The organism is Phyllobacterium sp. MT110 (genome assembly GCF_058792715.1).
On the sequence record NZ_JBXAFE010000013.1, the window covers coordinates 1 to 25,622 of the forward strand.

Genomic DNA, 25,622 nt, shown 5'->3' on the forward strand with positions numbered 1-25,622 from the left:
AAAATCTACCGCCCCGGAGAAATGCCCCCTTCAAAGGCACCATGCGCCATCACGCCCGAGAGTTTCCGCACAGCCTAGGCCCGGAGCTGCCGAGCGGTCCCCAATCGCGCTGCCCTGCAGCATTCGCCAATGCTGTCGTTTGGACGTGGCGCAGCGAGATTGTAATTTGTGGTGTAGCTGCGCCGGACAAAGCGGAGCATGAGGTAGGTGCAGCGCGGGTCATCAAGCATCCAGCGGGATGCCCTCACGATAAGATATGGCCACATCTTGCGCACTCTGGAACGCCTTTCACAATGTGTGCTATAAAGGCAGCATGTTCCTTGAATATTCGACGAGGAATCGCCCTTGACCGCAATGCTCGCCCTCCAGACTGCATTTCCCGGCATCTGTCCGTGAACGAAGCCGTGGAAAAATTGGATCGAAGGCGGGATAGAGGAGCGCGGCGCAATCTACGCGCAGCGCTACGACATTCTGTGCAAGCGCCGAGTGCAGGAAGGACTTTATTCAAGCGCCACCTTTCTCGCGTCACCGCGTGAAGCAGCCAGGACGGCGCGTACAGACATCTCAGCGAGCTTAAATCACTCAAGACCTTCGTGACCCCATTAGCGGGGCATATTGCGGCGGTTGCGGCGAGGTAGGAGGAAAGCATGCGAATTAAGAAAATCCACGTCAAAAATTACCGCTCGATCATCGACGGCGAAGAGTTCGAAATCGACAAGAACAAAACTATCCTGGTAGGCCCCAACGAAGCGGGTAAAACTGCGCTTTTGCAAGCGATCCAGCACCTAAACCCGCCCAGCGGTGTAAAGCCACTCAGTGCGCTGCGGGACTATCCGCGCTCCCGCTACAGCAAGATCACAACGGGCGAAGTTGATCCCGCCGAAACGAAGGTTGTCGAAGCCGAGTTCGAGTTGGACGATGACGATCGCGCGCTTCTCCCCGAGGGTATGAAGTCGGCGAGCTATGTCCTGTGGCGGAACCTCGACAATTCGACAGGCCATCGATTGGTCGGCGTTCCTGCAAAGACGAAATACTCTGACATCGAGAAGGACTTGCTTCGTCTGGCGGCTCACGTTGACGGTCGGTACTCGCCTGCCGAGGGCGCTGCAGAAAGCAAGCCGTCCGACAAGCTCAAGGCCACGACGGCGGGCTGGCACGCTTGGAACATAATCGAAGGAGACAAAGCCAAGGCGTTGTCGGACTGGCTTGAAGCGGCGCTGCCTCTCATTGATGAAGACAATGAGAAAGAAGAAGCGCGCTACGACAGCCTCAAGGCCGCAATTAGTATCGGGGACGCCCGTAACGCCGCGGTTAGGGCGCTTCGGGAGCGCGTCCCGGTTTTCGTCCTGTTCAGCAACTATTTCCGCGTCCGTCCGCTGATCCACCTCAAGCAACTGGCGGCGAGGATCGCGAACGGCACTTTGGACGAAGAGCGGTTTGACTACGGAAATGTTTGCCTCCTGAACCTTCTCGGGTTCACTGCCGCCGAACTTTCCGAAATGGGCACCGCGCCCGATCCCGATGCCAACAATCCTGATGCGATGGAAACCTATCGGGAGAAGCTCGATAAGCGGCAATATCAGCTCAACGCCGCTGAAGTTAGCCTCACGCGCGAAATCAGGTCGGTCTGGAATCCCGATGAAAGCAAGGGTGAAGCCGCCAAGCTGCGGCTGCGCGCGGACGGCCAATATCTCAAAGTGACGGTTGAAGACGACCTCGGCGTAGAAGTTGAACTTGACCAGCGCTCCGAAGGGTTTCAGTGGCTTGTGTCCTTCTTCGTGGTCTTCTTCGCCGAAGCGGAGGGCGACCATAAGAACGCCGTGCTCCTGCTCGATGAGCCAGGGATGAGCCTACACGCACTGAAACAGCGCGAATTCCGGAAAACAGTCTCGCGGCTCGCTGCCGACAACCAGACGATCTATTCGACCCATTCACCGTTCCTTGTCGGCCCAGACGAGCTTGATCTCGTCCGCGTCGTCGAGATGGCGAACAGGGAAACGGGAACCAAGGTCCACACGTCCGTCACCGCGAACGATCCTGCGGCTCTACTGCCGCTGCAGGAAGCCCTCGGCTACGACCTCGCCCAGAGCCTCTTCACGCAGAAGCAGAATCTCGTCCTCGAAGGACTTACGGATTACTGGTATGTCGATGCCGTTGCTGCACTTCTGCGGGACTCGGGCGACGTGAATCTTAACGAGAAGATTGCCCTTGTTCCGTCCAACACCGCAAGCAAGGTCGTGTATTTCGCTACGATCCTTCACGCCCAAGGATTAAAGGTGGCGGCGCTCTTGGATTCCGACAGTGCAGGCGACCAAGCAGCGAAGCAGGACACTCTTGTCCACACGCTCGGCAACAAGGGCATATTGCGGACGAAGGACTTCCTCGGCAGTCCCGTCAACGCTGCCGAAATCGAAGACATGCTCCGTGAAACGCTGATCTTCGTCGCCAAGTCGGACTGCGGCTGGGATGTCACCGCCGTTGCGGCGAAGCAGAAAGACCGCCCACTCGTCAACATCTTCAATAGCGAAATTAAGGATTTTTCGAAATACCGTCTCGCAAAAGCTTTCGTTCGCTGGTCACGCGACCATTCCGCCAAAGATTTGACGTCGGATGAGCGCAAACAGTGGGTAAAGCTGATCCAAGCGATCAACTCCGCATTGAAGTAGCTGCAATGAGCAAGTGTTTGAAACACTTTTGAACAATGCGTCAAAGAGTTCGAACGGCCGCTTCACGTGGATTGTGCATCAGCCAAGCCGCACTGCCGCAGGTCCGCTTCCCGCCCATCGCGTCGATGGAAATTACATAATCAAAATTATCGGAGCGAATACCAAGCCCCCCTCCCGGCTCCGTTCAGGCTCAGGTGGCCATCTGCCACCAGCGCGCGGAAGTGCTGCTTCAGTGTGTTGCGATTCTGGCCGGACAGGCGCTCGGCGTCGCCGATGGTCAAGCGACCGTGGTCTCGCACGAGGTCCAAGAGTTGCGCCGAAACTTCCGGGAGGCTACCCATCAAAAGTCGTTCACGCTCAATCTTTACGCGCAGACGATGCATCTGGCGCTGCAGCGCGGACAGGAAGAAGCCGAGCCAAGGTTCCCAGTCCGGACTGTCAGACCTGATCGTTCCCTGGGTCTGTCGAAGGGCCAGATAGTAGGCCTCCTTGCTTTGCTCGATCACGCTTTCGAGGGAGGAGTACGGTACATAGGCATAGCCTGCGCGCAGAAGCAGGAGGGTCGTAAGGATCCGACTGAGACGTCCGTTGCCGTCCTGGAACGGATGGATCTCGAGGAAGACCACGACGAAGACTCCGATCAGCAGCAGCGGATGCAGTTCACGGTCCCGGGTGGCGGTGTTGTACCAGTCGATCAGTTCAACCATGCGGCCGGGGGTGTCGAAGGGGGTGGCGGTCTCGAACACGACGCCAATCTGCCGCCCTGTGTCGTCGAAAGCCGCGATCGAGTTTGGCGCGGTCTTCCAGGCTCCCCTGTGGCGCTGATCCTTGCCGCTGTGCCGCAGAAGGTCCCGGTGTAATTGGCGGATATGGTTTTCGGTCACGTCCATGTCGCGCCACGAGGCGAAGACCGCATCCATGACCTGGGCGTAGCCTGCTACCTCCTCTTCGTCTCGGGTCGAGAAGGTCTGGATGTCGAGGTTGGAGAGAAGACGCTGGACCTCCTGATCTGAGAGTCGGCTTCCTTCAATGCGGGTCGAAGAGCCGATGCTTTCGATCGTAGCGACGCGGCGCAAGGCGGACAGCCGCTCGGGGGCGAGACTTCCGAGCGCGCGCCATGCGCCCTTGAACTCGTCGATTTCGGCGATGATCGAAAGAAAGTTCGGGGTGATGCGGAGCGTATGGATTTGGATCATACCCATTTAAATACCCAATAACACCCATTTCCCGCAACCCATTTCCCGACCCAATTACACCCGATTAGCGGCGGAACCACAGGTCGCGCATGGGATCCGGACATGATGTCGGTCGACTCATACGCCGGACCCGAGCGTATCAAGCCATGTCTCCGTTGCCGGTTTCGGCAAGGCGGCCCAGATGAGCGCGCGCTTCGGTCGTAATAGACCCTCCCCTGCCGATGGGCCCCCAGGCATCACAGGGAACGGCGAGGCGCAGCTTCATCTCGCCTTCGAACTGCTCATGCCTGAAGTTAGGAGTGAGATCAGTCAAGCTATTGCTCTCTTTGCGTTCCATCATCACCACCCTCGCTGCAAGTTCACCGGAATACCCTAGCCCTTCGTTTTCATCGTGGACAACACCAACCAACAGCCTACGCACCCTCATGAGCGATTGGCGCAGACTCTATGGCTCATGAGGGACGACCGGTGATGACCTTGGCCGGATGAGTTGTACAATGCGGAAGGCTGCCGCCCTTCTTCGGCGATCACAGCGTCGCGTGTTGTCCTTTCGTTTCGATTCTGGTCCTGTCGTGCGGCACGAAGTTGAGCTGAGGCGGCACCAAGATGAAGACCCAACATGGCGATCTGGACCGATGGCCGGACCCGGTAAGTCCGAACGCTCGCCGCAGCATCTTCGCGCAGGACCTTGTCGTCGAAGGCGATGCCACCTCCAGTGGACCGATCGAGATCCAAGGAAATGTCGTTGGCTCACTGCGAGCGCCGGAGATCAGCGTGGCTGGTTCAGGTCGCGTTGAAGGTTCCGTCGCCACCCACGACCTCAGCGTGCTTGGGGCTGTCTCTGGTATGATCTCGGCGCGAAACGTTCAGCTCGCGCCGAGCGCAGTCGTGCAGGCCGATGTCATCCATGAGCGGATCGCCATCGAGGCTGGTGCGGAGCTTGAAGGCAGGCTTCAGCGGAAGGTCTAACCGATCTCACACCGCAAGGTATGGCTGCGGCAACTGGCCGGACGGCCGATAGCCCCGCCGCATCTTCTGGCGGAGGGTTTGCGATGCTGCTCTCTCCGCTTCTTCAATGGAAGCACAGGTTTCGATGCTCGTCCGACCGTGGGTCCCGATCCGGCCCCAGGTCCGCAAGACAGAGACGTCCCCGAGCAGTGTCGGCGCGATGTCGACGCAGTAATAGCGGGCCATATTGGCATCGGGATCGATGCGGTGCAGATGTGCCAGAACCATGTGGGCCGGGAGTGTCCTGAACTCTGTGTATCCGTCTCGGCCCATGCGGTTTTGGATACTCAAGCGTCGAAGCGCTCACCGAACATTATGGCGAACTGATTGCGGGCTGCAAACCATTCCCGGACATTTCGACCGTCCTTCTCGAAGTTGCGGATGGCGAGGTAGATCAGCTTGTTCGCCGCCTCGTCCGTCGGGAAGGAGCCGCGTGTCTTGATCGATTTCCGGATCACGCGGTTCAGACTTTCGATGGCATTCGTGGTGTAGATGATCTTGCGGATCGCCGGATCGAAGCCGAAGAACGGGATCACCTCCTGCCAGGCCCGACGCCAGGCCGGGGCGATCGAGGCATATTTCCCGGCCCATTTTTCCTCGAAATTGTCGAGCTCGGCGGCGGCCAGATCGGCGGTCGCGGCCCCGTAGATCCGGCGCAGGTCGGTGGCCACGGCCTTGCGGTCCTTCCAGGAGCAGAAATTCAGGCTGTGGCGCACCAGATGCACGATGCAGGTCTGAACCATGGCCTCCGGGAAGGCGGCGGTGATGGCCTCGGGGAAGCCCTTCAGCCCGTCGACGACCGCGATCAGGATGTCCTGCGTCCCGCGGTTCTTCAGCTCGTTCATCACCGAGAGCCAGAATTTGGCCCCTTCGTTCTCGGCGATCCACAGGCCCAGGACCTCACGCAGGCCGTCGCGGGTGACGCCGAGGGCGACATAGACCGCCTTGTTCTTCACCGTCCGGCTGTCGGCGTCTCGGATCTTCACCCTCAGGGCATCGAAGATCACGATCGGATACATCCGCTCCAGCGCCCGGCTCTGCCACTCCCGGACTTCGTCCAGGACGGCGTCGGTGACGCGGCTGATCAGGTCGGGCGAGACCTTCAGACCATAGAGGTCGAGCAGGTGGGCCTGGATATCCCGCACCGTGAGCCCGGCGGCATAGAGACCGATGATCCTGTCGTCCATCCCGTCGATCCGGGTCTGGCCCTTCTTTACCAACGCAGGCTCGAAGCTGCTGTCACGGTCGCGGGGCACAGCCACCGGCATCTCCCCGTCCTGACCCTTCAGCACCTTGGTCGAGGCACCATTCCGGCGGTTGGTCTGACCGGGCGGGGCCTCCTTGCCTTCCTCGTAGCCGAGGTGCGCTGTCAGCTCCGCACCCAGCATACGTTCCATGAGCTTGATCTTCAGCTCTTTCATCAGCCCGGTGTCGCCGAGCAGATCCTCCGGGCGCTCAACGCCCTTCAGAAGTTCATCCAGAAGTTCCTTGGAGATCGTCATGCATGCTTCCTTTCGATGAAGCATGGACCGGATCTACGTTACACAGAAGACCTGACACTCTCCGGCGGTGGATCGTGTCGGCCGCGGGAAAGAGCGGCAGGTCACCAGCGACAGCAGGCTGTCCGGGCCCTTCCGGAAGTCCACAGGCTGGCTGGCCAGATAGACCTTCACGCCCGACGGCATCATGCCGAGCGCACCGCACGCAGGATCCGGCGCAGCGCAGCCTCGCTGACGTCCGGGCCGACGCGGATCATCACCTCGCCAACCACAATCTCCACTATGGGAGCGGACGTGCCCACCGGGGCGTCTGCGTTCTGCTTCTTCAGAAAGACCTTCCGCCAGCCGAACAGCTGCGGCGGCGAAATCCCCAGGCGCCGCGCCAGCGCGGAAACGTTCACGCCAGGCTCGAGCGCTGCCGCGACCGCTTGCGCCTTGAACTCATCCGACCAACGGCGGCGCTCCCCGACCGTTGCTCCGTCAAAACGCTCAATCACAGCCTCGACCAACTGCAAGCTACCAGTCGCAGGCATAGGCGTAGAACTAGTCGTAGACATGGAACCTCGGCGTCAGACCAACGCCAACAGCCTATCCCAGACCAGCCGCGCCGCTAACCCGATCCACCAGATGCCGGGACTGAACACCTAGGATCGCTCCATATGCTCAACAATAAGGCTGCACAACGAGCTCTTCGCATCTGAAAACCCGCTGATGGCTGAGGAGTGATTGCATCCGTCCTGCGGATGAAACACAACCGAGTTGCCCTTTGCTGTCCAAGCTGCGCCAAACTCTTGTGACTGTCTCCAGAATTCAGGGCTTTCGTCGGCACCCCAACTGACAAACAGAGGCGGTAGGTTTTCGCGCACCAAGAACATTGGGCTGTTTCTGCGGATTTCGTCCGCGGTGAATTGAATCTTGGGCTGCAACCAGGTCCAGCGGAACGGCTCCAGATCGTAGAGCCCGCTGATCGGGTAGCCGCTCTTGATCGTATCCCAAGGCAGGCCGTAGTTACCGACCCAATCCGTCAGGGCGACCATCGCGGTCAGGTGCCCCCCTGCGGAGTTGCCCGTGACATGTATCCTGTTTGGATCGACCTCGAACTGTTCGGCATTCCGATAGATATGGGCCACCGCAGCGCGGCACTGGCGCGTGATTTCGTCGATCGTGACCACCGGGCAGACTTGGTAGTCGATGATGAAGACGTTCACACCCGCGTCGGTCAGGCCCTTGGCGACCCAGATGTAGTTTTCCTTCTTGAGCCGCGCATCAAACCAATAGCCGCCGTGGATAAAAACCATCACCGGTCCGTTGGGCTTGGCCGGATAGAAATCCATGCGCTCGAGCAAGGTCTGGCCGTAGTGGATATCCGCTCTTCTGCCAGTCAGCTCCGCTTTCGCCGTTTCGGACAATGCCGCACGTTGCGCGATGATTTTGTCAAAAGCATTTGGATCTCCGAGCCTCGCCTCGGGGCAATACTCCAGGTCCAACTCCTCTTGACTGCTGAAACCACGATAAAGCGGCATTGTAAGATCCTTTAGCTCTGCCTGACGCTGCGGGCGCGGCACTGGGTACCCTTTGGTTGATCGCTCTCACATTAGGCGGTGTTTTTGACCTTCTCGCGCGTCTGCGTGATTTGCAGAGCGGCATGGGCAGCTTCCTGCCCCTTGGCGACGAAGTGTTGTTTGAAAATGGCCGTATGGTGATCCGTCTCTTGGTAGTTGTGGGGCGTCAAAGACACCGACAATACCGGCACCCCGGTATCCAACCCGGCCTGCATCAGCCCACTCACCACGGCCTGTGCGACGAAATCATGCCGATAGATGCCGCCATCGACCACGAATGCAGCCGCGGCGATCGCGTCGTATTTGCCTGTCTGCGCAAGGTCCTTTGCAAGCAAAGGCATCTCGAACGCACCGGGCACATCAAACACGTCGACCTGCTCCTGCGGTATCTTCTTGAGAAACCCCGCAAGGGCTTGGTCCACGATCTCGGAGTGCCAGTTTGCTTTGATGAAGGCGTAGCGTGGTTTAGACATTTCGGTTCCTGTTGCTTGCGTTGTTCCGGTTCATCCAGCGCCTTAAGAGAAAGCTCAATTCAGATGCTCTTGAGCGATGCGCTGTCGTAGAATTTGCCCGACATATATGCCAACGGCGCGACATCAGACACTTCAAGGTGCCGGACTCTTGCGATGATGACCACATGTGTTTTTGCTCGGAATCGTTCCTTGATCTCCGCCTCGACAGATGCGGAAGCGCCATCAATCAGCGGCGAGCCCGCCGGGCCCGCGTGCCACGTCACGCCCGCGAATTTGTCATCCGATTTGCTCGCGAAGCGATCAACAATATCTCTTTGATCATTGGCGAGAATATTGATGCCCAAGTGACTTGCTTCGAACAAGGAGGGATATGTCGATGAGGTGTTCTGCACGCAGACCACCACCAGCGGTGGATCAAGCGACAAAGACATATACGCGCTGACGGCCAGCCCCCTGGCACGCCCGGACGCATCCTGCACGGTCACAGCCGTCACACCCGAGACAAATTTTCGGTTGAACTCTTTCAGGTCCTCCAAGCTCCGCCCATCTGCGCCGCCGCTGGAAGCGCCTGTAGCATCGGCTTCGAAGGCAGACCCCAATCCGGGCGCCCCCAAATCGGACAGCATCTCGACGCTGGGGTCCCAAGTCACGCGTTCGCGGATGATCAGACCATCGCTCAGCTCCCCCTGCACCGCGCCGCGGGATTTCAGCGAACGGCCATTTGGGGGCACATCACCAAAGGGATGTGTGAACCTGCCCGTCGCCGACCAGAACAGCGCAAAATCGTCTCCATCGACGACGATCTTGTCTACGCTTGTCACAAGGTTCGGCATCGCGGCGCGCATCGCGAGGACCTGCGCCTTGAGTTCTGCGATGCCGGCACTGATCCCCAGACCTTCGTTTTCCAACGCGTAACTGGGATGCATGATTGCGTCCAAGGCATCGACATCGCCCTGGTTCCAGGCCGCATCCCAAGCCGATCGGACAAGCTCTTTGAAATCCGCCATGTTCTTCTCCCTATTTCCAATCCACGCTGAACATCCGCGTTTCTTGGAACTCACGAATGCCTTCGTTCGCCCCTTCGCGGCCAATGCCACTTTGCTTCACACCGCCAAAGGGGGCTGCAGGATCAGATACAATCCCGCGATTGATACCCACCATGCCAGCCTCGATCTTCTCTGCAATACGCAAGGCGTCTTGCATGCGCCCCGAATAGACATAGGCAGCCAAGCCAAATTCGGTGTTGTTGGCCGCGGCGATCATGGCCTCCTCATCGCTCCAACCCACAATCGGGGCGACCGGGCCGAAAATCTCTTCGTTCAGAATTTGCGCATCGTCCGCAACGCCGCTCAACACCGTTGGCGGATAGAACCAGCCATCATTGGGGATCTTGCACTGAGCGGCGATACGCGCGCCCTCCGCGACGGCACCATCGACGAGCCTCGCAATGCGATCCCGTGCCTTGGCGTTGATGACTGGGCCGATTTCGTTCGTTTGGTCGCAAGACGGCCCAACCTTGAGCGCGCTGACCGCTGCACAAAGCTTTTGCGTGAACGAGTCCAGGACATCTTGGTGCACGTAGAACCTGTTGGCGGCCGTACAGGCCTGACCGCCGCCACGATACTTGGCGATCATGGCCCCCTTGACGGCCTCGTCGATATCGGCGTCGGCGGACACGACAAAGGGCGCGTTTCCGCCAAGCTCCATGCTGCAATTGACCACGCGATTGGCGGCCTGAGCGAGCAAGATGCGGCCAACCTGGGTCGATCCGGTAAAGCTTAACTTGCGCACGCGGTCATCGGCCAGCCAAGCAGCGACGACCTCCGGTGCGTTTGTCGTCGGCACCACGTTCACGACACCTGCCGGCACGCCTGCTTCTGTGAGCAGATCGGCCAACGCAAGCGCCGTCAGCGGCGTCTCCTCTGCGGGCTTTAGAACCACGGTGCACCCTGCGGCCAAGGCCGGAGCGATTTTCCTCGTCGCCATTGCCGCAGGAAAATTCCAAGGCGTGATGAGCGCGGCAACACCGACGGGTGCCTTTGTCACCAGTGTTTTTGCGCCACCTGTGGGAGCATCGCCATAGGCGCAGTCGGCACGGACGGCCTCTTCGGAAAACCAACGGAAAAACTCTGCCGCGTAGAGCACCTCTGATCGCGCATCCGCAAAGGACTTGCCATTTTCCGCGACGATCAACCGGGTCAATTTTGCCGCATCTCGCAGCATCAGGTCATAGCAGCGACGCAAGATTTCTGCGCGCGCGCGGCTCACCATCGCAGCCCATGATGGAAAAGCGGTATAGGCGGCATCCACCGCGTGGAGGGCGTCCTGCACGGACCCATCAGGGACTTTGTCAAGGAGCGCCCCGCTCGCAGGATCAAAGACATCAAATGTGGCGGCCAAAATTTCATCCTTCAGGCGGGTGCAGATCGATTGATCCGCTGTGGCTTCGCCCGGGGGCCGAGCGCGGCGCGCCCACATCCAGTCCCCGGACAAGAATACTCGAAGCGGCAAAAACCGTGAACGCACGATCAGGGACAGCGATCCAGGTCTTTGCCGCTTGTCGCGCTATGAGGTGACGATCCTATTCAAAACGCTTGGAGAGCTGGTTGCCCCCGTACCCCCAACGGGCCGGGTCGATCCCATGCAAAATGATCGTCGTATCCTTGCCGGCATCCTCGCCCAAAACAGAGGCGACCGCATTGGTCAGGGCGGTGATCATCTTTTCGTTGAACTCTTCGTCTTCAAACCGCTTGTTGAAAAACGCAGCTTCGATATGTGCCATGGATGTTCTCCTTTTGATTAGAACGTGTGGTTTTTGCCGTCGAAGACAGCACTGACGGATTCGTCGATGAAAATGCGGCCGATGGTTTCAGCCAGCAGCGGCGCGCAAGAAAGCACCTTGATCTTCTCGGGGGCGCCCTTCGCTAACGGGATCGTGTCGGTGACGACGACCTGTTCGAATGGCGAGGCGGCCAAGCGTTCAAAGGCTGGCCCGCTGAACACGCCATGGGTCGCCGCCGCCAGAACGCGCGTTGCGCCTGCCTTTTTGAGCGTTTCCCCCGCCGCGCAGAGCGTACCCGCGGTGTCGATCATGTCGTCAATCACCAGCGCCGTTTTTCCCCGCACATCGCCAATCACCGTGGTGATTTCGGCCATTTGCTGTTGCGGGCGCTCTTTGTTCAGGATCGCAAGGCTGGCCCCGATCTGTGCCGCAAACTGTTTGTTCAGTTTTACGCGCCCCGCATCAGGCGCAACGACCACGAGATTGTCGTCAAAATTCGTGAAATATTCCGCCAAACTGCCCGCAGCTGTCATGTGATCAACGGGAATCCCAAAGAATCCCTGCAGCTGTCCGGCGTGCAGATCCATCGTCAGGACCCTATCAACCCCGGTTGATTCGAGTGCGCGTGCGACGACCCGCGCCGAAATGGGCTCTCGCGGGGCGGATTTCTTGTCCTGACGGGCATAGCCATACCAAGGGCACACGGCGATTACCCGGTGGGCGCTGGCGCCAACGGCAGCGTCGATCATCAGCAGCAGCTCCATCAGCGCGTCATTCGTGTTCACACCCGTTTCGGGGTTGCCGCACATGGGCTGCACGATGAACACATCCGCACCGCGGATCGAGGAGTCGAACTTGCTATAAACCTCCCCGCTCGAGAAGGTCTTGAGCGTCACACCCCCAAGGTTGATGCCCAACTGATCGACGATGGCTTGCGCCAAGGGCGCGTTCGCGCGACCTGTGAAGACCATCAGTCGTTTCGAATAGGTCTGAACCAGCATATCCTCCACCCCACTGCGCGGCGGTTGGTCCGTTGGTGCTGTGGCGCGGATGCGCTCTAGGATCGAAGTCATGGCAAGGCAGCCTTTCGTTTCAACTGGGATCGTTGGTCATTGCGCCGCGGTTGCGGCTTCAATTTCAGTTTCCATGGGCATGCTTGTGCGTGCGCCTGCGGCCTCGACCGACAAAGAGGCCGCTGTGACCCCTCGGCGTGCGGCCTCCAACAGGCCGTCGCCCGCGGCTAGGCGCGCGGCGAAGACGCCGTTGAAGGTATCGCCTGCCCCCGTGGTATCGACGACGCGCGCTGCGGGCCGGGCCGGGATGGTGGTGCACTGCCCCTCGGCGTCGCATACAAGAACACCCTCTGAGCCGAGCGTCACGACAACCGCAGCCCCCGTGTGCCGCGCAACAAAAGCAGCCGCATCTTTGGCGTCGGGATCCCCCTCGCCCCCAAGAAGGCGGTAGATATCGCGCAACTCGCCCCGGTTGGGTGTCACGATCGGCGCAAGATCGAGCGTCTCGAGGATTTCGGGGATCACCGGCGCAGGATTGAGCACACAAAGCCAGCCACGCGCGCGCGCGCCCTTGACCGCAGCGACCACTGCGTCCGGTGTGATCTCGGTGCTGACAAGCGCCGTCGAGGTCCAGCCTTCGGAGCGGCCCAACGCGGTCTCGACGTCTTCAACCGTCAGGCGCATGTTCGCACCGGCGGCGACCGCGATCTGGTTCTCGCCTTTCGCGTCAACAACAATCAATGCGCAACCGGTTGCGACCTTTGGCTTGAGAGCAACGTCAGAGGCTTCGACACCGTCGGCGCGCAAATCGGTGAGCGCCCCGGCCCCGAGCTGATCATCTCCGACGGCCCCGACATAGCGCACCTTGGCACCGGCCCGGACCGCAGCAACCGCTGAGTTACCGCCCTTGCCGCCGCCATGCCTCTGCAACGCGTCGCCGACGACGGTCTCGCCCGGACCGGGTAGGGACTGGACCGGCACGACCAAGTCAATATTGATGGCACCAACAACCAAAAGATGTCCAGTCATGTGCGGACCTCGTTCAGCGGTGCGGCTTGCTTTTGCTTCAACATGACCATGCCCTTGCTTGGTGTTCCTATGGGGCCCGGCCTTAGCGCGCGCCTGCGGTCCAAGAGAGGATCGCGCTCCACAAGCCCGCGTAATGTGGCCAGCTGAGGAATTCCGGCGGGGCCCAATGCGGTGCCAGATCAGAGGCGAATACGGCAGACCGCCCTTTACCAAATTCACCGACAGCGATCATGGGATCGTCATCGACCTTGGCGACCACGGTCACACCCGGCTTTGCGATCAACTTGTTATAGCCCAAGACCTGCGGCCAATCCGCGGACGGGGTATCGCCAAGCACCGGATGCCCCGGCTCGCAGACGGTGACGCATGCCCCTTCGGGCTTTTCGATCCGGTCGTCATGATCCAAGAGCGTGACGGGCAAAGGTGCCGCGAGCGGGCTCATGCCATAGCGTCCTTTGGCGTCGATCCCGGTAAAGGACAGATAGCCGCCCACCATGACAAGACCGCCCCCGCGCTTGACAAAATCCGAGACCAGCTCGAGGCGGTTCGGCATTTTTTTCGACTCAAAAAACGTCTCGTCGACCAGCAAGAACGAGTTCGATCCGATATCAGAGATCACGACGACATCGAACTGATCCATTTCCTCAGCGGTGCGCGGGAAACGCAGCGAGACCTCATGCGCCCGGATATAGGTGATATCAAACCCGGCCTCGTCCATGCAGCTCAGGAAATGGCCCGCGCCTTCTTCGTATTGGGTATTGTTGAACTGGTCGAAGCCCTTCATGTGGATCGTGTGCTTGATCCAGGATTCACCTACAAAGAGAACCTTTGTCGCGGTTTGCTTATTGCCCACTAGCCCCTAGCTCCTTGTCATGTGTTGTCTTGATTGATGTTCTGGCGGTCGTTTTGGCCGATCAGATCGCGCCCCAACCGGTAGGCTTCGCGCATGTCCGTGCCGCGGTATTCGACGGTGGCCAGCTTGCTCAGAGTGGCTGACGGGTTCACGCCGATCGTGTTCGCGAAGGACTTGAAAAGCTCCACGTCGCTCGACGAGTCGCCATAGGCAACGCAGTCGGCGGCCCCCAAACCGCGGGCAGTGAGCGCGGCCCGCGTGATCTCCACTTTGGCCTCGGGTAACAAAGTGGCGGTGTCGCTCAGGGGCGCGCCCGGCACCACGTCAGAGCCGTAGGTTTCGTGCGCGCCCCAGGTTTTCAGACGCTCGACAAAGAAGGTCGGGGATTGCGATATAACGATCGCCGCTTCGCCTCGGGCGGTGATGTCGGCAAAAACCTCGGCAACCCCCGCCATCCAGGGCGAAGACGCAAAGGCCTTGTCAAAATCTGCATCGGTCGCTCCGTCGCAGATCTCCAGAAGCGCGCGCCAGAAATCCGTATCCGAAATACGGCCCTCTCCCCAAAGCGTCTCGATCTCCTGCCCGCGATCGAGATGGCCTAGATGTCGCGCAAGCTCGATGGTGGCCGTGCTGCGCAACAGCGTGCCGTCCATGTCGAACACATGCAGACGCGATCCGTTCGGGCGGGCATTGGGGGTGATCATGTTCATGCCCCTGCCCCGTTTTTGGCGGCCGCGGATCCGCGGGGCGCAGCGTCGAGAACGACGGTTTTGTTCTCAAGATAGGGCAGCAGCCCCGCAACGCCGCCTTCGCGGCCAATCCCGGACTGTTTGAACCCGCCAAAGCCAATTCCGAAATCCGCGCGGTTCCCGTTCTGTCCAACCGTTCCGGTCCGCAACTTGCGGCTCATTTCAAGGACACGGTCGGCGTCATTCGTGAAAACAGACGCGTTGAGGCCGAAAATCGAGTCATTCGCCAGCCGGATCGCATCGTTCTCGTCCTCGGCCGCGATGACAGAGGTCACAGGGCCAAAGATTTCCTCCTGGGCGAGGCGCGATCCATTGTCGACATTTCCAAATACCGTCGGCTGGATGAACCACCCCCGGTTGAGATCTTTGGGCCGATCGCCCCCGAAGGCGAGCGTCGCGCCCGCGTCTTTGCCGATCTGGATGTATTCCTCGACGCGCGCCCGCTGCGTATCGGATGCAAGCGGCCCCATTTGCACATCGCGATCAAACGGATTGCCGACCTTGATCTTGGCGTAGCGCGCCGCGATGGCTTCGAGCATCGCATCATGCCGATGACGCGGGACGATGATACGCGTGAGAGACGCGCAGACCTGCCCCGAAACAAAGCAAGCGCCCGATGTCAGGCTGTCTGCGGCCTGATCGATATCCATGTCGTCGCAGATGATCGCGGCCGACTTTCCGCCAAGTTCCAGCGTGTAACGCCCGACACGTTCGGCCATGATGCCCGCAATGCGTTTGCCCACACCAGTCGAGCCGGTGAAGGTGATCTTGTCGACGCGGTGGTCGGTCACGAGGGCTTCGGAGGCCACACGATCAGCGGTGAGGATGTTCACCACCCCCGCGGGCAGGCCGATTTGCTCCGCGATCTCGCCGATCACATAGGCTGCGCCGGGCGCCTCGGGCGAGGCCTTCACGACCACCGTGCACCCCGCGAGCAACGCCGGCGCGAGCTTCCAAGTCGCAATGTTCATGGGCATATTCCAGGGAATAATTGCGCCGACGACACCAACCGCCTCGGCAGCGATCATCCCATATCCCGGCCCGAAACTCGGCGGCACCTCCTGCTCAAAGGGATATGTCTCGGCAAGATCCGCATAGTAGCGAAACGCGAAGGGGACCTCTTCCATAACCGGTTTCACGATGCTCGCGATGACCCCGGTCTCGCGGGGCCAGATTTCGGTCATGTCATCATAGCGCGCTTCCATTGCCTCGGCGAAACGGCGCAGGTAGACAGCCCGCTCTGACGCGCTCATGCGCGGCCAAGGGCCGGTGTCAAAGGCGCGCCGCGCCGCCTCGACAGCCCGCGCAACATCGGCAACCTCGGCTTCGGCAACCGAAAAATAGAGCTCCTCGGTCGCGGAATCGACGACGTCGATCATCCGGTTCGTCGACGGATCAACCCATTTGCCGTCGATATAGAACTTCTCAGGATGAAGGATCGGGACTTGTTGCGAGCTGGTCATGGTGCAAGTGGCCTTATGGTGTTGGCAGCTGTGTACGGCGCGCGAAATGGTCAGGATGGCGAATGATCCGTGCGACTTCGCAATGCATCCTCGAAGGGGTCGGCGTTCAGCACACGACGCTGAATGGACTTGTATAGCGGGCCATCCTTCTCGCGCGCGGCAAGTGCGGGCGCCCAATCAGGATCAGCCAGAAATGCGTTCCACTTTTCCTCAAGCTCAGCGAGGTTCTCGAACCGCATCGTGTAGACGATCTCGCCGAAGGAATGATCACCCAGCGTGGTAAATCCGGCCTGCACGACCTCCATGTTGTGGCGGCGGAAAAGCGCAAAGACGGTCGTCTTGAGCAGGTCCATAGCGTCGCCCAGCCGTCCCGGCATTGGAACGTATTCTCGCACTTCGTTGATCACGCGTTTCTCCTTTCAGGTGCAGCTTTCGGCCCCGGTCGAGCGCGAGAGTGGGAGATCCCTCATGCTCGACCGGCTTTGTCCATCACGCCCAGGCAGCTCAGTCTGCAAAGGCGGGGAAGACCTCTTCGGACATCATTTTCATATTTGCGATGATCGCATCGGTCGGCATGCCCACCGCGATCAGACAGGCCATGTGATCGACGCCAATCTTCTCGTAGCTCTTCATGCGCTCGATCATCTTTTCGGGGGTTGTCAGGATCGGATCAGCGTATTTCTCCAACAGATTTTCCTTGGAAATCTGATGGTTTTCCGGGGTCATTTTCCCGCGGAACACGTAGTTTCGACTTTCACCGACATCCCGAGTGGCCAGCCTGTCTTCTTTCGTGTCGACAGTCCCGGGGCCCTTAACGAGCGCCATGTAGTAGTTATACTCCGAGACAACGTCGTCGAAATATTCCAGTGCTTCTTCTTCGGTGCGTCCAAGCCAAGTGTGGCGCAAAACCATAACCTGTCCGCGCTGCTGGCCGCTCTTTTTGCACTCGTCGTTGTAACTCTCGACCAGTTCTTCAAGATCACCATAGGGCTCGAAATTCCCATAGTTCGGCGCGGTGATCAGGTTCAGACCCTGCTGAGCAACGCTGCGAACGCCCGAGATGCTCTGCGAAGCGACCCAGATTTCAGGATGGGGCAAAGTGGCGGGTTTCGGCACAAGCGTCGTTGGCGGGAACGAGAAGTAGTCCCCATCAAACGAGAAATCATCATTTTCGAAAAGGCCGCGAATAACCTTCAAACCCTCATCATACATAGGGCGCTGATCTTTGGGCTCGATGCCAAGCCGTTCAAGCTGGAACCGGCTCCCCCCACGCGCAATGCCAAGACCAGTACGGCCAGGCGCAAGGTGATCAAGAAGGCACATCTGAGATGCAACAAGCAAAGGATTATAGGCCGGAAGAACAACCACGCCAGGAACAATACGAAGCCGCTTTGTTCGTTGGGCTGCAACAGCAGCAAACATCATCGCAGAGGGGTTGCATACGTAGTTCTGAAATTGGTTCTCGTTGATGGTGATACCCTCGAAACCGTATTCTTCAGCTGCATCTACAATGCGCAGCATGCTATCGAGGACTTCGGACCAAGGCTTGCTCATATCCGGATAAAAGAAAGGGGCTGTCACCCAAAATTTCATTCCCATCCTGTTCTCCTTCTTTGTGTTCTCGGTTAAGCAGATGTTTCAAAGTTGCCTTTGCACTTTCGGCTGAAGCAACCAGATTTTAACGGAGCCACCTGTTATTACCGGCGGCTCCGTCAGGTTTCAGGAGCAGCCTCAGCTTACAGAGGCATCAAGCCAGCTTTGGTACCACTCCTGAGGAACCGGCGCTTCACTTGCCTCGATCAACTCGGAAAAGTCCCATTTCTTGAGCAGTTTGCCGTTTCGGAATACTGGCTGGAGCAGATTTTGCTCAGGGCTGACAGATTCGCGACGTACCGTTTTGAATTCGCCATTCTCTTTGATCAGCGCAAGCCGACCTGCCTTAGATGTCTTGTATTGCTCGCCTTTCGGGCTTTTTGAAATGTCGCGCCACTCTCCGTTTACGCATACGGCACTCGCTTTTTGCGCAAAGCGGTTTGTATCGCGATCACAGTGCTGGAGCAGACCACCGCCCATACCAAAGATCGCGTTATCCGCGGCAAGGCCACGACGCTCAAGCTCAGCATAAACGCGCGGCAAGCTCTTAACCGTCACACCGTCACCCTGAACCACACGAATGAATGGTGGCAGGATCTTAAAGCCTTTGCTGTTCGTCTCGTAGCCAAATGCATCCATAAGCCACTCTGTTGTATCAGCGGTAACTTCGACGATTTCCCCGGAATCTGGACGCGCACCCACCAGCCCAGGGAAGTTCTGAATCATCTCCTTCAACTCTCCACCGAGGATGTTTTTGACGCAGTTTTCGTGATCATAGGTGTCCGTCAGCACGAGCGCGAAGCCGTGATCACGATGGACCTCAAGCATGTTACGGATCGCGTCGACCTCTCCTTCGCGCCCCCAAGCTGTGAAGCCGGCGTGTTCTGAGTTAGGCCCTGAGTTGGAAGGATCTACAGCGTTATACCAGCGTTTGGCTGCAAGGATACCCGGTGTTGTATCACTCTGACTGAAGTTAACCAGATGAGCCAGGCCGCCCAATGCAGCTGACTGCTGCGAACTCACCCCACGCGCGCCGTAATCGTGCAGCATGTGCCGCAGCAGGTGCACGTTGTCCGAGGTGCGCTCAAGCGCGGTGCGGATCACCTGCTTGCACATCCAGCTCAGCGTGCCGACGGTCGTGGGGTACCACACCGCGCGCAGCAAGGCGGTCTCGAAGAAGCTCGTCGCCCAGAAATACTTCGGATCGGTGTTGATGATCTGAACCAGGACGTTCTTGGCAGGAAGAACCGTGCCCTCCGCCACGGCCTCGATCTCGACCGGCAGATAGCCGCCGTGATCGTTGATGATGCCCATCCAGTTCTCGCGGTTGAAGTGCATCCCCTGCTCTCGCATGAGGAATTCAGCGGCATCCACATCCTCAAGAGTGACCGGGCGCATCAGATAGTCGCGGAGAAAAGCCTGAAGCCCGACGAACATAGTCACCGGGAACTCACCTCCTCGAGACTCGATATACGAGGAAATGTACTCAGTACCTTTAGGGTACAACGGATAGTGACAGTGTTTGTAGCTGTCCGTGTTGATGATGATGTTGTCGAACTGTTCGCCCAGCGACATTTTCTTCCTCTCCTTGTTGGCGCCTCGCGGCTTCACTCCCCAGTGGCGCAGGGCACCACCCACTATAGTAACGGTTCTACATTGAGGCGATTAGCCGATCAGTGGTCCGCCAAGAATCCATCATTTTATGAATTTGGCATCAGATAGAACCGTTTCTACTAGTGAACGTTAGCAACTTGAAATCAGATCTGTCAACATTTGTTTTCGTCCACCTCAGATGCTCATTTTTCGCGCCCCGATCGCGACGCTTCGCGCTAGGGTCCAGACTCATTGCTCGTCAAAGCCAGAACATGACGGTAGCGGCGAGGGCGACGGTGGAGAGGAAGGTCTTGGCGCATCTGTCATAGCGTGTTGCGACCCTGCGCCAGTCTTTCAGTCGACCGAACATGATCTCGATGCGGTTGCGGCGGCGGTAGCGCCGCTTGTCGTATCGGACAGCTTTGCCGCGCGACTTCCGACCTGGGATACAGGGACGTATCCCCGTGTCTTTTAACGCATCTCGGAACCAGTCTGCGTCGTAACCCCGGTCTGCGATAATCCACTCGGCGGCCGGCAGACTGCCCAGCAAGGCGGCGGCTCCGGTATAGTCGCTGACCTGACCTGCGGTCATGAAGAACTTCAGGGGCCGACCCTTGGCATCCGTGACGGCATGCAGCTTGGTGTTCAGCCCGCCCTTCGTTCTGCCAATCAGACGCCCGCGCTGGTCGTCGGCCCCCCCTTTTTCGCCCGCAGGCTCGAAGCCGTGCGGTGCGCCTTCAGGTAAGTCGCGTCGATCATGATGGTCTTCTGCTCGGTGCCTTCGGAGGCCAGCCCCTCCATCATCCGGGCAAAGACCCCCATGTCACCCCAGCGCTTCCAACGATTGTAGAGCGTCTTCGGCGGACCATACTCACGCGGGGCATCACACCAGCGCAAGCCATTGCGATTGATGAAGATTATGCCGCTCAACACACGCCGGTCATCGACACGCGGCTTGCCATGGCTCTTCGGGAAGAACGGCTTCAACCGCGCCATCTGCTCATCGGTAAGCCAAAAAAGGTTGCTCATCATAACCCCCGCAAGTTGGGGAGCTTGAATCACGAAGGCCGGGCGGGCTCAAGCTAATTAATGGGTCCTGACCCTAAGGTGGCAGATGCAAAGCCCTGTGTTTTTGCGGGTTTGAGACCGGGACCGAGTAAGCGCTTCGTGGAGTTCGGTCAGCCCTCCGCAAGCCCACTCGCCCGCCGATATCGAACCCATTCGACCGATTTTCTCGAATCAACGCGCCCTCGCGGCCCATAGCGCAAACGCGCCGCCACCCCTCGCCCGCCCCGTCGATGTTGACGAAAAGACGCGAGCCCAGATCACGTGTGGGCATCTCGCGCGCGACAGGCAGCCCGGATCGTCCCCCAGAAGGAGCAAGGTCAAAAACCGACTTTTATCGCGCAGCTCTAGGTGCTAGTAAAACCGATTATATCTCAGCGAGACTTTGTCGGCTGCGCCGAGTGCGATAAGCTGAACATCGCTGTCTCCCGCGGCCGCTATCGGAGAACGGAATGCCAAAGTCGAAAGGCGATGCGCCGAGAAAAAGCCTGACGGCCAAGCCCGCGCGACGCCCCACCATGAAAGATGTTGCCAAGCGCGCAGCCGTCTCGCTTAGCACCGTCAGCTATGTTTTGAATGACAGCGGGCCTGTCGCCGCCGACCGCAAGGCGCGCGTCCTGGATGCGGTCAGGGCTTTGGGCTACATGCCGAATGAAACCGCCCGCAATCTCAAACGCAAGAGCGTCGCGACCATTGGCCTTGTTGTGCCGGACTTGGTGAACCAATTCTTCGCTATGGTTGCGGAAGGCGTTGAACAGGCTGCCGCGGAAAGAGACGTGCTAGTCGTCTTCTGCGCGCCCGAAGCAAGCGGTGACAGCGAGTCATGGAACAGCCGCTTGCTGAGGAGCCAACGCTTGGACGGGCTCATCTATCTTTCGGGTGCAAACAGCCGGATGCAGTCGTTGGTCGAACTTATACAGGTTGGACCTGTCGTTCTGGTCGATGAAAAGCTTCACGGTTTCAACTTGCCCTGCGTGGTGTCGCAAAACCGGCAAGGCGCGCGCGAAATCGCCGAGCATCTGACCTCGCTTGGACATAGACGCCTGGCGATCTTGGGAGGCCCCACAGAACTGTGGACCGCCGAGCAGCGCCTCTCCGGGTATCGCGAAGCGATTGCGGCAGTGGGGATGAATCCTGACGCCGTCCCATTTTTCGCGGGCGATTATCGAATGGAGTCCGGAGAGAGGCTTGCCGCAGAAGCCCTGCGCGGCCCCGCGGGCGAGCGCCCCACCGCGCTGATCTGTGCGAACGATCTGATGGCCATTGGTGCCATGTCGTATTGCCGCAAAGTCGGTCTCGATGTGCCCGGGGATGTCTCCATCGTAGGCTTCGACGATTTGCCGATATCATCCCTCCTCTATCCGAGTTTGACGACAGTGCGCCAACCGGCGCGAGAACTCGGCTTCGAGGCCGCAAAACTCCTATTGAGCCTGATAGACGGAGCCGAAGCTGCGCCACCTCTGCCGGCGCGCGTGACTCTCATGATCAGAGAATCGTCCGGACCAATTGTCGCGTTGCCGTTAAATATGAGACGCGGTGCGTTGGGCGACATTTCTTGCCCTTAATTGTGAGATTCTGCTGCCAGTGGGGAGGTCCGTTGTCGGGTGCGTTCCACGATCCGATCAACGGCGACTAACAGGCGCGGTTCCTTTTCGAATGCCGCCAGCAACGCAACCCTTGCAAAACCGTCGATGCCGGCGCTGAACATCACCGCCTTAACCAGCGGGCGCTTCCGGGCCACGGCGATCGCAGCGAGGCAGAACAGTCTCACGTCCGGTCTGGGGCCCTGAAGTGCGAAGGCCGGATCCCCGCGGACCTTCTTGAGCCCCATTGCAAAACGGGCGGCCCGCATCGCGCGACGGAGATCGACGCTGCCGCTGGACGTGGCTGCTTGCTCGAGCAGCCCTGCCCCGCTCCGGGCACGACGCAGCAACTTTTCTGGCTGGACCTCGACTTCGGATCTACCAAGGATCGGAAGGAGCCTCTCTCCGCACTTCTGGCAGTCGAATGCCCAAGCCCGCCGCCAATGCTTCAGCGCGAGGCCAAGTCGTGAGCACCTGGGACAACGCTGGAACGGAACCTGCGCCGTCAGTAGCGCTTCGTTCTGGGGCAGTGCCGGAAAGATCAGCGACTGGACAAGCGCGGGAGAGACGCGCGCCGCCGCGGCGATCCGTCCAGCGGCTTCGGCGTTGAGTTCGAAGTTAAGCGTGTCGGCATGTCGGCTGTCCAGACCGACATGCGCCAGAAGTTCGCTGATTTCACAATAATTACTGGCCGCCAGCCGCGCCAGCCAACCGGAGAGGAGCTCATCCCGGAGTGGCGCGACGGTCTTCGGGAGCGGGCGCAGCGTTACGCTCCCGACTGCTCGAGCCGCCGCTGAGCGGTTGCGTGGCGCGACCAGACCGGGGTCCACTTCGTGATTGCGTCATCGGTGATGCATTCCTCGCCGGAGAGAATGGCATCGATAGACAGATCTTTGACCAGAGCGAAGATCCGCGAGGTCACCCCGCCGGTCAGTGCAAGGATCTGCTTGAGCGATTTAACCTTCAGATTGGATTTCTTCCCTAGCGGCATCGCCGCGATAAGGGTCTGGATCATGTCCGAGAACTCGGCGTCATCGCGCCAGTTCGGCAGGTGGTGCTCGTCCAGCCGCCGGGCAAGCTGCACGTCGCAACGGATTGCATCCACTGCTTCGCTGACCCCGAAGCAGACCAGAGACGCCTCGAGTTCGTTGCTGAGATAGCGCAGGACATTGAGGAAGCGGCGCTGCTCGCGGTGGGTTCCGGCCAACAGGTTGTGGACCTCGTCGATCATGATCATGCGAAGCCCGAGATCACGCAGCAGGGCAATCACTCGGACTTCGAGGGCGGCAACGCTCTGTGCGCGGACGCCCAGCGTCGTTGCCGGCGCGCCGACCGCCGCGAGGATATGCAGATAGAACCGCCGTTCGTCAGGAGCGGGCGGCGCCTGCAGCAAGAGCAGTGGGGTGTGGGTTATGCCCACGGCCGGGTCATATTCCGGCGCGTATCTGCGCGAGAGGTTCCGGGCGATCATCGTCTTGCCGATGCCCGAAGCACCATGGACGAGAAGGCCTGGCATCCGGGTTTGCCGCGGCGCGTCGATCAGGCTCTGCAACCTGTCCAGCACCCGCTCTGCGCGGGGAAAGCCGATCCAGATGTCCGATTGAATGAGGGCGATACGACCGTCTTGCCCAGTTCCCCCTGCCCTCACGTTACCATCGCTCCACCTTGAACAACGGGCGCGACGTATCACCGGTGTCGACCGGGCGCAGCCCCTCGGACGAGAAATCTGCTGGGGTTGGCCCTTTCGACGCACTGCGTCTTTCGCGGGATCGGCGTTCGGCCTTGGTCAGGATCCGGCTTTCCCCCTCGATCTGCCGTTGCTGTCGGATCAACTCTGCCAGGACCAGCTCATTAGACCCCGTCTTGCCTAAGGTCCGCGCCATCCTCATGGCCTCGCGATACTCCCACAACGACACCGGCGGGATTTCCAGGTTTCGGTAGCGCGCCTCCACGCACCGTCCGCCGTCGAGCTCGACCCAGATCGCGGAGATGTCACGCGGATCGTAGCGCACGACCACCTTCCCGTCCTTTCGGGCAGCCCGCCCCGCCAGGGCATCCGACCAGTAGCGGATGTCGAACAGATGAATGCCATCCCGCCGAATCTGGCGCTTCTCGCTTGGCAGGAAGCTCACCCGGAACGCCTCCATGTCGAAGGGAATGTCGCTCGACATTTCCGCGGCCAGCGCCTCCCATTTGGCGACGGGCGTGCAGCCAAGGCTCGAGTGAACGCTGTTGTTGTAGCGACAGATTTCCAGAACGAACCAGCTGTCAAACTCACTCAGACTCATCGCGGCCTTGGCTTCGGCATCATAGCTGCCCTTGGCGGCAATGGAGGACTCGGTCGTTCCAGGCAGCAGGTGCACGGCCCCCATCATCGTGCCGATCAGCCGCTCGATGTGACCGCCGAAGTGCGGGCGCGCCAGGGGCCGGTACGTGAGATCGATCCCCCATTCGGCACAGGCCCCTTGGAAGGTGTTCGACCGGAAATCGCTGCCGTTGTCGACGTGAATGCTGCGCGGCCGGCCCTGTGCGGGCCAGGGTGCACTACTGCCCAGATCGGCCAGAAGCGCCGCCTTCGGCGCGACGGCCCGGGTCAGACAAAGCGCCACCGAGAGGCGAGACGGCGCCTCAAGGCTAACGTAGTATCCGGTCACCATCCGCGTGGCGATGTCGATCGTGAGCGTCACCCAGGGTCGGCCGATGGGTTTGCGCACGAAACTGTCGACAAGAATGATGTCAGCCAGCGTGTGGTCGACCTGCACGACATCGAGGGGAAGGCCCACCTTCTTCCTGCCGGGCACCGGGCCAAACCTCTGGCGCGCCGCCTTTGCGCCCTCCCTTGCCCTCATGAGTTCGCGTTCGTCCAGCGCGTCCAGTCGCCGCTGCACCGTCCGGCGCGTTGGCGACTGAAGGCCACGTTCACGACAAGCGATGCCGATCTCCTTGACTACGCGCGCCAGGCTGGCTCGCTCCCGCCGCAAATAGTACCGGCGCAGATGGCCTTCGATGAGCGCCTCGACATCGCCGGAGATAACCGTCGTGCCCGAGCGCCGACCGCGCTTTCGTGCGGCCAGCGCGCTGGTCCGCCCACCATCCTCTGCCAGCCGCCTGATCCAGCGCCACACCGTCGCCCGGCTGACGCCGAGCTCCCAGACAGCATCCCGAACACCACTTTCCAGACTGCCGGCGCCCGCAAGATAGGCTTCCACGAGCGGGCGCAGGACCGTGGCCCTGCGATGGGTTTCGGCGCCAACCGCTTCGCCAGGATCCCCGTCCTCCATCTTCTCCGACCGCTGCTTGCCCGCTTGAACGTTGTCTCAGCTTTAGGGGCAAGAATGTCGGAGTTAAAGGCAAAATCTCACATTTAACAGCAAAGCATCGCCATTGATTTTGTTGGGTTTGTCATCTCGCCTTTAAGGGGTCTGCCTCACTTTGTGTGGTTAATAGATCGTTAGCAGGCACTTCGCTATTGGCGTGCATGAGAACAAAATCAAA

Annotated in this window: 25 protein-coding genes and 1 pseudogene; 4 read left to right on the forward strand and 22 right to left on the reverse strand. The window is 59.7% G+C overall.

The features are described 5' to 3' along the window. Positions 1 to 486 precede the first annotated feature (486 nt). Positions 487 to 597, forward strand: coding sequence for a hypothetical protein (locus tag AC1Q5O_RS26900; protein ID WP_492567119.1), 111 nt, complete (start codon positions 487 to 489; stop codon positions 595 to 597). A 50-nt stretch (positions 598 to 647) separates the two neighbouring features. Then, positions 648 to 2,666, forward strand: a complete 2,019-nt coding sequence (locus AC1Q5O_RS26905; protein ID WP_492567121.1) for an AAA family ATPase — start codon at positions 648 to 650, stop codon at positions 2,664 to 2,666. Positions 2,667 to 2,812: 146 nt separating this feature from the next. Here AC1Q5O_RS26905 and AC1Q5O_RS26910 read toward each other — a convergent pair whose 3' ends face one another. Continuing rightward, on the reverse strand, positions 2,813 to 3,868 hold the full coding sequence (locus AC1Q5O_RS26910; RefSeq protein ID WP_423293757.1) for a Fic family protein: 1,056 nt from the start codon (positions 3,866 to 3,868) through the stop codon (positions 2,813 to 2,815). A 133-nt stretch (positions 3,869 to 4,001) separates the two neighbouring features. After that, complete coding sequence (locus AC1Q5O_RS26915) at positions 4,002 to 4,175, reverse strand: hypothetical protein (protein ID WP_492567123.1); 174 nt, start codon at positions 4,173 to 4,175, stop codon at positions 4,002 to 4,004. Positions 4,176 to 4,468: 293 nt separating this feature from the next. Between AC1Q5O_RS26915 and AC1Q5O_RS26920 the strand changes: the two genes are divergently transcribed. Continuing rightward, positions 4,469 to 4,831 carry a bactofilin family protein gene (locus AC1Q5O_RS26920; protein WP_492567125.1) on the forward strand — a complete coding sequence of 121 codons (363 nt, stop codon included), beginning with the start codon at positions 4,469 to 4,471 and terminating at the stop codon, positions 4,829 to 4,831. A 6-nt stretch (positions 4,832 to 4,837) separates the two neighbouring features. Here the strand turns inward: AC1Q5O_RS26920 and AC1Q5O_RS26925 are convergent, their stop codons facing one another. The 17 genes and pseudogenes from AC1Q5O_RS26925 to AC1Q5O_RS27005 form a co-directional block, all read right to left on the reverse strand. Further along, positions 4,838 to 5,098, reverse strand: a complete 261-nt coding sequence (locus tag AC1Q5O_RS26925) for a WGR domain-containing protein (protein WP_492567127.1) — start codon at positions 5,096 to 5,098, stop codon at positions 4,838 to 4,840. A gap of 59 nt (positions 5,099 to 5,157) precedes the next feature. Further along, on the reverse strand, positions 5,158 to 6,372 hold the full coding sequence (locus tag AC1Q5O_RS26930; RefSeq protein ID WP_492567129.1) for an IS256 family transposase: 1,215 nt from the start codon (positions 6,370 to 6,372) through the stop codon (positions 5,158 to 5,160). A 182-nt stretch (positions 6,373 to 6,554) separates the two neighbouring features. Then, positions 6,555 to 6,884 carry a transposase gene (locus AC1Q5O_RS26935; protein ID WP_492567131.1) on the reverse strand — a complete coding sequence of 110 codons (330 nt, stop codon included), beginning with the start codon at positions 6,882 to 6,884 and terminating at the stop codon, positions 6,555 to 6,557. 129 nt (positions 6,885 to 7,013) lie between these two features. Then, a complete protein-coding gene (locus tag AC1Q5O_RS26940; protein WP_492567133.1) occupies positions 7,014 to 7,892 on the reverse strand; it encodes an alpha/beta hydrolase in 879 nt (292 codons plus the stop codon). A gap of 71 nt (positions 7,893 to 7,963) precedes the next feature. Next, positions 7,964 to 8,404, reverse strand: a complete 441-nt coding sequence (locus AC1Q5O_RS26945) for a 6,7-dimethyl-8-ribityllumazine synthase (protein WP_189382827.1) — start codon at positions 8,402 to 8,404, stop codon at positions 7,964 to 7,966. Positions 8,405 to 8,463: 59 nt separating this feature from the next. Beyond that, entirely contained in the window at positions 8,464 to 9,411 is a 948-nt protein-coding gene (locus AC1Q5O_RS26950) for a flavin reductase (RefSeq protein ID WP_492567136.1), read from the reverse strand. A 10-nt stretch (positions 9,412 to 9,421) separates the two neighbouring features. After that, positions 9,422 to 10,804 (reverse strand): NAD-dependent succinate-semialdehyde dehydrogenase, encoded by a 1,383-nt coding sequence (locus AC1Q5O_RS26955; RefSeq protein ID WP_492567137.1) that lies wholly within the window; start codon positions 10,802 to 10,804, stop codon positions 9,422 to 9,424. Between the two features lie 181 nt (positions 10,805 to 10,985). After that, complete coding sequence (locus AC1Q5O_RS26960) at positions 10,986 to 11,186, reverse strand: tautomerase family protein (protein WP_492567139.1); 201 nt, start codon at positions 11,184 to 11,186, stop codon at positions 10,986 to 10,988. 17 nt (positions 11,187 to 11,203) lie between these two features. Beyond that, entirely contained in the window at positions 11,204 to 12,187 is a 984-nt protein-coding gene (locus AC1Q5O_RS26965; protein WP_492567141.1) for a ribose-phosphate diphosphokinase, read from the reverse strand. A 108-nt stretch (positions 12,188 to 12,295) separates the two neighbouring features. Further along, a complete protein-coding gene (locus AC1Q5O_RS26970) occupies positions 12,296 to 13,228 on the reverse strand; it encodes a ribokinase (RefSeq protein WP_492567142.1) in 933 nt (310 codons plus the stop codon). Between the two features lie 82 nt (positions 13,229 to 13,310). Beyond that, positions 13,311 to 14,081: a glutamine amidotransferase gene (locus AC1Q5O_RS26975; protein WP_229825881.1), complete on the reverse strand. Its 771-nt coding sequence runs from the start codon at positions 14,079 to 14,081 to the stop codon at positions 13,311 to 13,313. A gap of 17 nt (positions 14,082 to 14,098) precedes the next feature. Further along, positions 14,099 to 14,791, reverse strand: a complete 693-nt coding sequence (locus tag AC1Q5O_RS26980) for an HAD family hydrolase (RefSeq protein ID WP_218019558.1) — start codon at positions 14,789 to 14,791, stop codon at positions 14,099 to 14,101. Next, positions 14,788 to 16,293 carry an aldehyde dehydrogenase gene (locus AC1Q5O_RS26985; RefSeq protein WP_492567145.1) on the reverse strand — a complete coding sequence of 502 codons (1,506 nt, stop codon included), beginning with the start codon at positions 16,291 to 16,293 and terminating at the stop codon, positions 14,788 to 14,790. Before AC1Q5O_RS26985 ends, AC1Q5O_RS26980 begins: the two co-directional genes overlap by 4 nt. Positions 16,294 to 16,343: 50 nt before the next feature. Further along, positions 16,344 to 16,700: an NIPSNAP family protein gene (locus AC1Q5O_RS26990; RefSeq protein ID WP_492567147.1), complete on the reverse strand. Its 357-nt coding sequence runs from the start codon at positions 16,698 to 16,700 to the stop codon at positions 16,344 to 16,346. A 97-nt stretch (positions 16,701 to 16,797) separates the two neighbouring features. After that, positions 16,798 to 17,892, reverse strand: coding sequence for an LLM class flavin-dependent oxidoreductase (locus tag AC1Q5O_RS26995; RefSeq protein WP_492567149.1), 1,095 nt, complete (start codon positions 17,890 to 17,892; stop codon positions 16,798 to 16,800). A 132-nt stretch (positions 17,893 to 18,024) separates the two neighbouring features. After that, entirely contained in the window at positions 18,025 to 19,461 is a 1,437-nt protein-coding gene (locus AC1Q5O_RS27000) for a nicotinate phosphoribosyltransferase (protein WP_492567150.1), read from the reverse strand. A 277-nt stretch (positions 19,462 to 19,738) separates the two neighbouring features. Further along, positions 19,739 to 20,508, reverse strand: a pseudogene (locus AC1Q5O_RS27005) (IS5 family transposase). Between the two features lie 488 nt (positions 20,509 to 20,996). Between AC1Q5O_RS27005 and AC1Q5O_RS27010 the strand changes: the two are divergent. After that, a complete protein-coding gene (locus tag AC1Q5O_RS27010) occupies positions 20,997 to 22,109 on the forward strand; it encodes a LacI family DNA-binding transcriptional regulator (protein ID WP_475947558.1) in 1,113 nt (370 codons plus the stop codon). On the opposite strand, the gene AC1Q5O_RS27015 is transcribed toward AC1Q5O_RS27010, so the two are convergent. From AC1Q5O_RS27015 to AC1Q5O_RS27025, 3 genes are read right to left on the reverse strand one after another with little or no spacing between them, the layout of a single operon-like run. Continuing rightward, positions 22,106 to 22,957, reverse strand: a complete 852-nt coding sequence (locus AC1Q5O_RS27015; RefSeq protein ID WP_261497490.1) for a TniQ family protein — start codon at positions 22,955 to 22,957, stop codon at positions 22,106 to 22,108. The genes AC1Q5O_RS27010 and AC1Q5O_RS27015 overlap by 4 nt on opposite strands. Beyond that, entirely contained in the window at positions 22,894 to 23,880 is a 987-nt protein-coding gene (locus tag AC1Q5O_RS27020; RefSeq protein WP_492567153.1) for a TniB family NTP-binding protein, read from the reverse strand. Before AC1Q5O_RS27020 ends, AC1Q5O_RS27015 begins: the two co-directional genes overlap by 64 nt. After that, complete coding sequence (locus tag AC1Q5O_RS27025; protein WP_475947557.1) at positions 23,777 to 25,408, reverse strand: TnsB C-terminal domain-containing protein; 1,632 nt, start codon at positions 25,406 to 25,408, stop codon at positions 23,777 to 23,779. The genes AC1Q5O_RS27020 and AC1Q5O_RS27025 overlap by 104 nt, the downstream gene beginning before the upstream one ends. Positions 25,409 to 25,622: the final 214 nt, after the last annotated feature.